Source organism: Flavobacterium sp. SP2, assembly GCF_057626655.1.
Window position 1 is genome coordinate 1 of sequence record NZ_JBVHBT010000013.1, and the last position, 10,338, is coordinate 10,338.

The 10,338-nt window shown below is 30.7% G+C and carries 13 protein-coding genes; 12 read left to right on the forward strand and 1 reads right to left on the reverse strand.

Annotated elements, in window-relative coordinates; translation table 11 throughout:
• The 11 genes from ACZ098_RS16990 to ACZ098_RS17040 form a co-directional block, all read left to right on the forward strand.
• On the forward strand, positions 1 to 520 hold a 520-nt coding region (locus ACZ098_RS16990; RefSeq protein ID WP_487312960.1), incomplete at its 5' end, for an IS3 family transposase.
• 145 nt (positions 521 to 665) lie between these two features.
• The gene (locus ACZ098_RS16995) at positions 666 to 1,244 is read left to right on the forward strand and encodes a hypothetical protein (RefSeq protein WP_487312961.1); all 579 of its coding nucleotides are present in this window, start codon (positions 666 to 668) and stop codon (positions 1,242 to 1,244) included.
• Between the two features lie 320 nt (positions 1,245 to 1,564).
• A complete protein-coding gene (locus ACZ098_RS17000) occupies positions 1,565 to 1,867 on the forward strand; it encodes a hypothetical protein (protein WP_487312962.1) in 303 nt (100 codons plus the stop codon).
• Between the two features lie 273 nt (positions 1,868 to 2,140).
• Positions 2,141 to 3,010, forward strand: a complete 870-nt coding sequence (locus ACZ098_RS17005; protein ID WP_487312963.1) for a hypothetical protein — start codon at positions 2,141 to 2,143, stop codon at positions 3,008 to 3,010.
• 165 nt (positions 3,011 to 3,175) lie between these two features.
• Positions 3,176 to 3,808 carry a DUF6843 domain-containing protein gene (locus ACZ098_RS17010; protein ID WP_487312964.1) on the forward strand — a complete coding sequence of 211 codons (633 nt, stop codon included), beginning with the start codon at positions 3,176 to 3,178 and terminating at the stop codon, positions 3,806 to 3,808.
• Positions 3,809 to 3,998: 190 nt separating this feature from the next.
• A complete protein-coding gene (locus ACZ098_RS17015; protein ID WP_487312965.1) occupies positions 3,999 to 4,460 on the forward strand; it encodes a hypothetical protein in 462 nt (153 codons plus the stop codon).
• Positions 4,461 to 4,707: 247 nt separating this feature from the next.
• Positions 4,708 to 5,115: a hypothetical protein gene (locus tag ACZ098_RS17020; RefSeq protein WP_487312966.1), complete on the forward strand. Its 408-nt coding sequence runs from the start codon at positions 4,708 to 4,710 to the stop codon at positions 5,113 to 5,115.
• A 274-nt stretch (positions 5,116 to 5,389) separates the two neighbouring features.
• Complete coding sequence (locus ACZ098_RS17025) at positions 5,390 to 5,869, forward strand: hypothetical protein (RefSeq protein WP_487312967.1); 480 nt, start codon at positions 5,390 to 5,392, stop codon at positions 5,867 to 5,869.
• A 197-nt stretch (positions 5,870 to 6,066) separates the two neighbouring features.
• On the forward strand, positions 6,067 to 6,570 hold the full coding sequence (locus ACZ098_RS17030; protein ID WP_487312968.1) for a toxin-antitoxin system YwqK family antitoxin: 504 nt from the start codon (positions 6,067 to 6,069) through the stop codon (positions 6,568 to 6,570).
• Positions 6,571 to 6,724: 154 nt separating this feature from the next.
• The gene (locus tag ACZ098_RS17035) at positions 6,725 to 7,693 is read left to right on the forward strand and encodes a hypothetical protein (RefSeq protein WP_487312969.1); all 969 of its coding nucleotides are present in this window, start codon (positions 6,725 to 6,727) and stop codon (positions 7,691 to 7,693) included.
• 200 nt (positions 7,694 to 7,893) lie between these two features.
• A complete protein-coding gene (locus tag ACZ098_RS17040; RefSeq protein ID WP_487312970.1) occupies positions 7,894 to 8,529 on the forward strand; it encodes a hypothetical protein in 636 nt (211 codons plus the stop codon).
• Positions 8,530 to 8,665: 136 nt separating this feature from the next.
• On the opposite strand, the gene ACZ098_RS17045 is transcribed toward ACZ098_RS17040, so the two are convergent.
• Positions 8,666 to 9,640 carry an IS110 family RNA-guided transposase gene (locus ACZ098_RS17045; RefSeq protein ID WP_487312972.1) on the reverse strand — a complete coding sequence of 325 codons (975 nt, stop codon included), beginning with the start codon at positions 9,638 to 9,640 and terminating at the stop codon, positions 8,666 to 8,668.
• Between the two features lie 210 nt (positions 9,641 to 9,850).
• Here ACZ098_RS17045 and ACZ098_RS17050 point away from each other — a divergent pair, with 210 nt between their 5' ends.
• A complete protein-coding gene (locus ACZ098_RS17050; protein ID WP_487312971.1) occupies positions 9,851 to 10,189 on the forward strand; it encodes a hypothetical protein in 339 nt (112 codons plus the stop codon).
• Positions 10,190 to 10,338 lie beyond the last annotated feature (149 nt).

Sequence of the window (10,338 nt, forward strand, 5' to 3'; positions counted from 1 at the left end):
CGCAGAACAAGTCTTTGTAGGCGACATCACCTACATCAAAGTTGATAGTGGTCACTCCTATTTAGCTTTGGTAACTGATGCCTATTCGAAGAAAATAATGGGTTGGAAATTAGATGATAACATAAAAGTTTCATTGGTCAAAGAAGCTTTAGCAATGGCTTACAAAAACTGCATTCACAAACATAAAAATATAATTCATCATTCTGATAGAGGAATACAATATTGCTGTCCAGATTTCTCTGAATTTGCTCAAAATAAAGGTTTTATATTAAGTACAACCCAACAATATGATCCATACGAAAATGCCGTTGCTGAACGAATTAACGGAATTTTGAAGTATGAATTCGGATTAAAAAACACAATTAAAAACATCAAAATCGCTAATAAAATGATTGCTGAAGCTGTAAAAATTTACAACAACGAACGCTTGCACTGGAGTTTAGAACTAAAAACACCACAAGAAGTACATCGAAAATACAACCAACAACCTTATAAATCCTATGCACGAAAGGTTGCGTAAGGAATGTTGGTAACTTTTTTAAAACCCGAAGGGAATTTTTAAAAAAAAGTTACCAACATTCCGATTACAAATCCGTATTTTTGATTCAATTAATAACCTAAAAATGGTCAACCTATTTCAGGACAAGACAAAAAACCGTAGATAAATGAACCCAATATTTGAACACAAACCTGAAACTGGAATTGGATATTCTAAAGAAGATTTTTTAAATAATTTTTTACATATATGTGAAAAACATAAAAATCAAAGACGAGCTAAATCATTCGCCTTAATCTTATACGATTTTCATAACAAAGCATTAAGAAATCTAATTAATGACTTTGGAGCTTTCATAAAACTTGACAGACTTTCTGGAAAAGATATTTCTGTATTTTATCTTGATTCTGAAAATCGAAATTCAATCACTACCTTCAATTATATATTTTCTAATGCTTTTGAAGTAGATGAAAATACGAAAAAGCCTTTTGTTATTTTCTTCAACGTCGAAGATGATGATGTTAAAGATGTTACTATCATTGAACTTGAGCAATCAAATTTACTTTTAGCTTTCCAAGAATTACATAGCACGTTTGAGGATTATCTTATGCGTTTAAAAGATAAAAATATTGATTCAACGAAACCTAAATTTTTAAAAATTGTTTCTAAAGTTGGTAGTATTTCTCTCGAGAAATTAATGGAAATTTTGATGGCTGCAGGAGCAAAAAAATTAGGCTTAGATATATAGATCTGCTGCTAACAGCCTGTAACCGCCATCGCGGAGTTTTCGGTGGCCGGAAGCTGTTGTTTCACGAATAAAGTTTATCTTCGACAGAGAGAACTCTGTCCGCTTTGATCCGCGACGGCGGTTACAGGCGAAACGTTACTGGAGACTTGTACCGAAATTACGCAGATAAAAACAATTAGAAAATATCCATTTGTTTCCGCAAGAAGTTAACAAAGCAGAAGCGTGAAAATTGAAAAGGAAAGTCAATTTTAAATAGTTTAAAAAAATAAGATGCATAACCGAACTGACAAAAAAATGTCTAATTGATAGATGAAAGTAATATGAAATTAAAAATAATTGAGAAAGTCTTAACAAGCTTTGGAATTTTAAATCTTATTATTTTTTTACTATTTCTGACTTTTGGAAATAATGGAGGTTGGTTTGAGGTTGATTTACCTTATTTCTTTGGAGAATTAATTTTATTCTATTTACCTATAGTTTTTACAATATTATCAATAATACTTTTTGCTTTCGAGTATTATAAAAATAACCATAAAAATTGGTATTACTTTTTTATAATTACAATTTCATATTTACCTGTTGTTCTTTTTGTAATACTTTCAATTCATAGACCAGCACATTAATGAAGTGTGGAAATATAACAAGTTTTGAATAAATTTGAAAGTTGGAATTTACCAACAGAAGCGTAAAAAATTTACGGTTCAATTGTAATTTCGACAAAACAAGCCTCCAGTAACACACGCTACAAGCAATTTGGGTATTAGGCTTAATTTAAAAATGGTCTTGTATTTGGAAGATTTGGCAAATCCGAAGAACGGGCTTAATTTAGTCCCAAACTGCTTGTAGCGCGAGAACGTTATGCGCCATTTTGAGAACTGCACGTAAAATAGACATTTATGACTTTATGTTTAGCATGGAAAATAGACGATAAAATATATTTTGCCTCTGATTCCAGAATAAGCAGAATGTTGAATTCTGACTATATTACCATAACTGATACTGCTCCAAAAATATTTAGTATTCCAGTTCGTATTTATAAATCTGAGAAGGAATTACTCTATGACAAAGATTGGGGAATTTGTTTAGCAGGTGGTTATATAGCTGGAAGCGGATATGCTGATACTCTTTCAGAAGTTTTATCAAACTTACAGATTGCAAAGATTGATACAAAAGTAGATTATAATCTCGTCATAAAAATCGCATTCAACATTTACGAACAAATTTCCCGAGAATTAGTTGAAACAGGAAATAAAGAAGCCCTAACTAAAATTTTAATTACGGGCATTTGTCCAGTTCATAACAATGAGTTTTTATATGAATTTGGGTTCACAATACTTGAAACAGGAATCGAATATTTTTCAAGAGAAATAGACTTTAACGAATATATGATGCATCTCATTGGAGATGATAACGCAATTAATTATTTTAAAGAGAATTTAAAAACACATAATAGTATTGAATACTTCAGATTGTTAAAGGAAATTTGTAAAAATGTAGATTTAAAAACTGTTGGCGGAAATTTGCAAGCTGGCGTACTACAAAAGATTCATCCAAAATATTTTTCAATACATGGAATGATTGAAAGTAAATTAGAACTTAATGATGATTCAAAATGGTATGTGAAAAACAATTGGATTTTCAGAAGCATCGAGTTAAATCCACAATTGATTAAAGGAGAAATTCATATTAAGCAAATTTTTTTATCACCTTTCGAGAAAGAAAGATTGGAGCTTGTTGAAGAAGCAAAAAGGTTAAATGAAAATTAAAAACGGCGCATAACAGCCGTCACGCGATCATTGCTGGTTTTTCCTAACTTCACGCTTGGTTTTCACGTTTAACTTTCTATCTTAGTGGAGAAAACTCGGTTCGCTTTTCCGCAACGTCGCGTGGCGGCAAACCGTTAGCTGAAACCCTTTGAACATTCGTAATAAATGACAATACAGGATAAAAAATACATTATTGGTTTTTCACTACTACTATTAGCATTTATTGCAAGTGTAATTAGTTTTTATTTATTGGTATTTGCATGGTTGGTTTATTTGGTAGGAGCAATTTTAGTTTCTATATCTTCTCAAAGGATTATAAAAAAGGTTTTGGTCATTTTAGTTCCAATAATATTATATCTACCAACAACTTTTTTGTTTTTGTATTTTTATAATTATACATCACCTAAAATTATTCTGATTCCAAAAAATTATTCAGGATCACTAAGAATAATTTATAGCGAAAGTTGTGGCGAAAAATTTAGATTTGAAAACGAAAAAAAAGTTATTCAATTTCCAAAAGATGGGATTTTGATTTTAAATGAAGAATTTGATGGAGGAACAAATAGCAATGATGAATATTATTCTTTTGATGAAAATAACAAACGAAATAAAATCACGAATGTAAATCTGGGAGGTTCGGGGATTACGTCAATTGGGAACTTATTGGAAAAAGATAATCCAGCAGATTTTAAATATGTTGAATATTACATAGCGGATAAATATGTAGAGAATTATAAAGTTCAGCAAAAATACGATTCTCTAACATCTGCAAAAGTTGTACTCTGTCGAAAAAACTAGGGCATCAGATAACAAAGAACTGTGCTTAAAAACGAACTTAAGGCGGTTACAAGAAATGGCGAGGCATGGGATTTATTTGAAATCGGAACGGTTTTTAATTTAAAGTTTTGGTTATATTTGTGAAGGCTTGGTCTTGGTTTATCGCCACTTCTTGAAGCCGCAAACGTTGGCGGTATTACTGAAAAATACTATGAGAAAAATATTGCTTTTACTTCCATTACTTTTATTAGGTTGCTCGAAAAGTGATTTACAGAATGACTTTCGAAATGTCATGATTGATTATCAAAAAACTTATCCTGTCAAAAATCCAAGTAAAGGAAATATTTACATTTATAGTGTTTATTTCTTTAAAGAGAAAGGCGATACCATTTTCACAATCACTAGAAGTGGAGCTGGAATACCTGAATATGTAGCTAAATATAATTATAGATTCGGTGTGTATTCAGATAAAGAATTAAAAAACTTTTTTGTTACTGACAGTTTTAAATTCAGTTCTAAACTTGTATTAAACTATAAGAGAGACTTTCCTGACAGTTTAATGTGGAAAAGAGAATCATTTCCCGAAAGTATAACGCCATTGTCAACGTACAAATTGAAAAATGGTGTTCCAGTGCACATTAAAACTGATACAATATGGAATCATTGGGATTAAAAGTACTACCGCCAACGCACGCTACAAGCAATCTGGGCATTAGGCTTAATAGAACGTTGGTTTTGTATTTGGAAGATTTGGCAATTCCGAATAATGGGCTTAATTTAGTCCCAAACTGCTTGTAGCGCTGGAACGTTGGCGGTCAGTTGAACGCCGAACGGAGAAGAAAATACTCTAACAAATTTGAATATCTTTATGCACCAAAATTGAAAAAATAAATATGGAATTTTAAATCCTAAATTACAGAATGAGCAAATCATACAAAATTCAAATATATTTTTATTCAATACTTATAATTAGCATAATTTGGTTATTTATATTTCCAAAGCCTATTAAAAATTTCGCTCCAATTATTTTTGGAATTTCAACTTTTCCCGTTTTTATATTTAATTTTCGTGATAAATTAGAAGATTTTAGTAGGGCTCTTAAAAATACACTCCCTGATTTATTCCAAAAATATGTTGTTGATTATGGAGTTTCAGCCGATAAAGGAGAAATCGTTGACATAGGATTATTATCAAAGAATGCAGATTTTGACAATTTAAAAGATGTGGAACTTTACGAAATGTATATTTTATGTAAACAATCAATAAGATTAGCTTTCATCTCTTTTTGGATTATAGCATTATTAGGAATTGCAACAGTTTATCTGTAGGAAAGAAAAAATCAGAAATATAAATATGGAACTTTAAAATTGGATTTTGCCAGCAGAAGCGTGAAAAGCAGAAACTTAATAATAGGTTTGAAATCGTAATTCCTACTAAAAACAACCGAACCGCCAACACACGCTACAAGCAATTTGGGTATTAGGCTTAATTTGAAATTGGTTTTGTATTTGGGATGATTTGGCAATTCCGAATAATGAGCTTAATTTAGTCCCAAACCCGCTGTAGCGCGAGAACATTATCGGCAAGCGCCAAAACCTGTATATGAAAAGACTAATCCTAATATTTCTGCTTATCTGCTTTGGAAGTTTTGCTCAAACAAATCCATCTGGAAAATATTTGACAAAACTCTTCAAAAAAAGCATCGAACAGAAAAAACGAAATAGAATCTCTGTATCGTCTAACGAATGGGAAATTAACAATCTTAATGATCAGTATTACAAATTAGACACATTAAAAGTTTACAATTTTAACAGAAACAACTCAAATAAATTTTGTGAATATATTGGCTGGACATTTTACCGCAAAGATTCGTTTGTTTTAAGCAAGGCTCACCATTGTAATGAACCGCCAACAAATTCCGTTTCTAAAAATGAAGATTTCTTTAAAGTAAAATTTACAGAAAGTAAGTACTGGACAATTTTAGAATTATACAACTTTGAAAAATTAGTAAGTCAATTTAAAGTTTTGTCGGTGAAGGAAAGTGATTTGGAAATAGAATTGACGCTGGTCAGGATAAAATAAGCAGCGCCAGCCTATAACAACCGTTTCTCGCAATTGCGAATTTTGTTGTAAGTGCACGTTTGCGTTTCGCAATAATTTTTATCTTTAACAGAAAATAAAAAGTTACGAAGTTCGCAACTGACGAGAAGCGGCGAAACGTTAGCCGTCAGTTTGGTGGAGCGTGAGAAAAAAAAGTAAATACAAAAAGAAAACAATTTATGAGATTTTTATTTATCCTATTATTTATTTTATGTGGCAAAATTTACTCACAAGAAGTTTTGAAAAATTCTGAAGTATTTAAACAAGATAATTTAGTTTATAAAACTGAAAATTCACAACTTTTTACAGGCAAGACTCAAAGTTTTAAAAATAATAATCATTTACTTTTAGAAAGAGAATACATAAATGGAATATTGAGAAAATATATTATTTATTTCAATGGAAAAGAGCAAATTGTTTCAGATGAAGAATATTACAATGAAAATGGAAACTTAGAAAGGAAAATAAGATATTCACTTGACCATAAAATAGATTGGAATAAATATTATGATGAAAATGGAAATAAAATTCTTGAAGAAGATTATAAAAATGGAATTTTAATTTATCGTTGTCCATATTCTAATGGTAAGAAAAACGGAACTATTTTTTCAATAAACGAAAATGGAGAAAAAAATGAATGTAAATATGAAAATGGTAAATTAATAAAAAAACCGAACGGCTAACAGGCGTTTGGCAAGATTGCGAATTTTGTAGTAAATTCACGTTTATTTCTCGCAAGAAATTTTATCTTTGATAGAAAATAATCGGTTCCGAACTTCGCAACCTCGCCAAGCGCAGGGACGCTAGCTGTAATGCAAAAAAACATCTCTTTAAACGATGAAACATCAATTACCTGTATTACATAACCCAGACATATTTGAAGATTTAATATGCGATTTATTTAATCAACTCGATTCAACAAATTCATATAAGCGTTTTGGAAAATCTGGTCATTGCCAAAAAGGAATTGACGTTTTCTCTTCAGAAAAAGATGTTGCAATTCAATGCAAAAAGAAAGACCTTTCAAGAAGAGAAGTTACAATAAAAAGAGAACTTTTTGACGATATTGAAAGTGATGTTAATCAAATTTTAGATAAAAATCTAAAAATAAAAATTTCAAAACTCTTTATTTTATCAACATATAATGATCATCCTGATTTAGACGAATTTTGCGAAGAATTGAAAGAACGATTAGGAACTGAATTTGAAATAATATATTGGGGATGGCAAACCATTGAAAATAGAGTATCCAATTATAAAAATTTGCTCGAAAAGTACTGGTCTAATTTTATAATAAATACTACTTCAAGTGAGAAAGAATTTCAACGGAACTTTGACTTGAGAAAAAAGATAAAAATTGATTTTGCTGATTGGATAAATTATCGTGTTGAAAACCGAAAAAGAAACTCAAAAATGATTATTCGAGCTTTTGACGGTAATCAATATCCAGCTAACGCACCCGATGAAAATGGAAATTATTCTTGGTTTGGCGCAGAATTTCACGCTCTTTATCATAAAGGAATGGAGTTTATTATTGAACGAGTTACAATCGATGTTTTTCCAGATAGCACATGGAAATTTAAAGCTAACCAATCTGATCAAAACTTTGAAACAATTTATGCATTTAAAGTCGGGCAAATTAATTTTGGTGACATCGTCGATTATGATACACAAGGAGATGAACATTATACACGCGCAATTATATTCTGTAAGTTTACACATGAAGGATTCCCTTTCGAAAATTATTACTTTCGAAATTGCAAAAAAATGTACCAATCATTTGAAATGAGTGAACTTATGGAATAATAAGCATTACAGCTAACAGCCGTTTCTCGCAATTACGAATTTTGTTGTCTGTTCGCATTTGCGTTTCGCAATAATTTTTATCTTTAACAGAAAATAATTCGTTCCGAAGTTCGCAACTGACGAGAAGCGGCGGAAAGTTAGCTGCCATTTCACCACAGACCAAGAGAATTTAATAACTCAAGACATCACTTTTTTAAATAATGAATATTGATTTCTTTCAACAAAAATTTGAATCCAAATCTAATGCTGAATTGGAAGAAATAGCGCGAAATAATATAAAGTATGTATTAGTCGCTAGAATTGCTGCTATTACAATTATGAAAGACAGGAATTTAGATTCCATATATATTAATATTGTTGAAAAGGAATTACAAAATGAAGAATTTAAAATTCAACAAAAGTCAAGAAATGAAGTACTTGAAAATGAAAATATATTTCAAGTCTTGAATAATGTTTCTCGAAAAACTAAGAAATACGAACTTAAAAATGGCAATGAATTACAAATTAAACGATTGACTAAAAGTAAATTTCAAATAAGAATAGAACATAGTAAAAGCTATATGTCACCAGTCGTGATTTGCTCAATAAATGAAGTGAATGAAATTAAATATTACCCATTTATTTATATTAAAAGCATAGTAACTACATTAATTATATCTTTTACTATTCTAGGATATTTTTATTACGAGTATAAATTTATCCCTGATGATTTAATATTTGCTTTAAATGGTGTTATTGTTTTTAATTTGGTAATGCAAATATTGTTATCTCCTTTCACGTTTAATTTAATATTGCAAACATTTAAAGATGAAATAAAAAATAGAAACGTTAGCTAACAGCCGTTTCAAGAAATGGCGAAAAATGTGCAAAATTCACATTTTTCTTTCGCAAGAATTTTTATCTTATTGGAAAATATGCCGTTACGAAGTTCGCCACTTCATGAAGCGGCATTCCAAGATCAAATCCAAATTTTTAGGCTAAAAATTTATTCATTTGCACATAAGGAGTTCCTCTGTTTACTGTTGCAAATACTCTTGATACAATTTTGTTTCTAATTATGTTAAGCACTACCATTTTTGGTTTTCCTTCTTCTACTCTTTTTTGGTAATATATTTTAAGTTCCTTATCGTGCTGAATAGCACTTATTGCTGACATTGAGAGCAAGCTCTTCATCTTTCGGTCGCTTATCGGATGAACTTTATTTCTACCTTTTATGCTTGTTCCTGACTGGTATGGATAGGGAACTAATCCGCAATAAGCTGCAAACTGTCGTGAACTTTCAAACCGTGTATAATTGTGTGTATGTAACAGCATTTGAACGGCTAAAACTAGTCCAACTCCCTTGACAGTTTTGGACAATTTATAATTGGTAATCATTGCTTTATCTTCTTTTACTACCTCATTCATAGCTTTTTCTGTTGCTGTTATTTGCTTTTCTAAATAGGCTATATTCTCTTTTAAGATACCAATTGAAACATCATTCATTTGGTCTAAAGTAATGTCAATCATGCCTTTTAAAAGGTTTTTACTTGCTGTTTGTTGTTTAACTAATTGTTCGCGCAAGCTCATCGTGCGTTGCAGTTCTATAAGTTTTCTCGCTGGTGGAACCGATGGCACTAGCTCATCGCGTCTAAGCCAAGCATAATTGGCTATTTCCCAAGCATCGGCTTTGTCACTCTTGCCTCGCTTTAGTCCCATAGATCGCTTTATTTCTATAGCGTTAATACAACAATAAGAGTGCTTGTTTTCATAAAGAAAATAGCTCAGCATTAAGCAATACCAACCGGTGTGCTCGAAGCAAATTAGGCTTTGCTCTAAATCGATTCTTTGTTTACTTAGCCAGGTAATAATCTGTTTAAATCCCTTATTATCATTACTAAACTGCTTATGAACATTACTGGTTCTTACCATAACATCCAAGGTTAATTTTGATACATCAATACCGATTGTTTATGTTACTTTTTTCATACATTTGTTTTTAAGATAAATAAATCCTTGCTGTGCTATCGCCTTTAACGGGTCTAAAAACCCAACATTCCAAGTAGTACTTGCAAGTCCGAAGAGGGAAACAGGTCTTATGCGGCTTATAGGTCATTACCCTACGAAACGTTTTAGTTCACCTGTTTCCTATTCGGAAAATTAGTTATTTATTTGATAATGCAAACTAAAGGCGGAACGTTAGCAGCAATTTTAAATTTACGATCTATGTCATTTTTGAAAAATATATTTGGAAAAAAATCTAATAAAGAAAGTCCTTTAACTCAAATTAGATTTACAAAAGATAACATTAAAACTTTCCCGAAATTTGAAGCACTGTTGATTGATGGAAAAATAAAGTTTGATTCTTCTGGAAGGCTTCGTTATCTGCATGGAGCACCCGTTGGAGATATGTTATTAATAAGAATGAATAAGGATGGTAAAGCTATCTACAAAGAGTCTGCGAAAGAATGGTTTGATCCAGAAAGTCAAAAAGCAAAAGACTTTGTTTGGAAATAAAAACTGCTGCTAACAACCGTTTTGCGCAATTGATTACTATGATATTTCCAAAATAAAAATGATATTTTTTATTTTATTTTTTTGATAATAATTCAAAGTTTTATTCCATTAAGACAATAGATTTCTTGAGGTAATTATTGTTTTACCTC

What these genes read in the sequence shown, in the direction of transcription:
- ACZ098_RS17030 (WP_487312968.1), top strand. Translation starts at nt 6,067, where the DNA reads ATGAGATTTTTATTTATCCTATTATTTATTTTATGTGGCAAAATTTAC.
- ACZ098_RS17025 (WP_487312967.1), top strand. Translation starts at nt 5,390, where the DNA reads ATGAAAAGACTAATCCTAATATTTCTGCTTATCTGCTTTGGAAGTTTT.
- ACZ098_RS17035 (WP_487312969.1), top strand. Translation starts at nt 6,725, where the DNA reads ATGAAACATCAATTACCTGTATTACATAACCCAGACATATTTGAAGAT.
- ACZ098_RS17050 (WP_487312971.1), top strand. Translation starts at nt 9,851, where the DNA reads ATGCAAACTAAAGGCGGAACGTTAGCAGCAATTTTAAATTTACGATCT.
- ACZ098_RS17020 (WP_487312966.1), top strand. Translation starts at nt 4,708, where the DNA reads ATGAGCAAATCATACAAAATTCAAATATATTTTTATTCAATACTTATA.
- ACZ098_RS17010 (WP_487312964.1), top strand. Translation starts at nt 3,176, where the DNA reads ATGACAATACAGGATAAAAAATACATTATTGGTTTTTCACTACTACTA.
- ACZ098_RS17040 (WP_487312970.1), top strand. Translation starts at nt 7,894, where the DNA reads ATGAATATTGATTTCTTTCAACAAAAATTTGAATCCAAATCTAATGCT.
- ACZ098_RS16995 (WP_487312961.1), top strand. Translation starts at nt 666, where the DNA reads ATGAACCCAATATTTGAACACAAACCTGAAACTGGAATTGGATATTCT.
- ACZ098_RS17005 (WP_487312963.1), top strand. Translation starts at nt 2,141, where the DNA reads ATGACTTTATGTTTAGCATGGAAAATAGACGATAAAATATATTTTGCC.
- ACZ098_RS17015 (WP_487312965.1), top strand. Translation starts at nt 3,999, where the DNA reads ATGAGAAAAATATTGCTTTTACTTCCATTACTTTTATTAGGTTGCTCG.
- ACZ098_RS17000 (WP_487312962.1), top strand. Translation starts at nt 1,565, where the DNA reads ATGAAATTAAAAATAATTGAGAAAGTCTTAACAAGCTTTGGAATTTTA.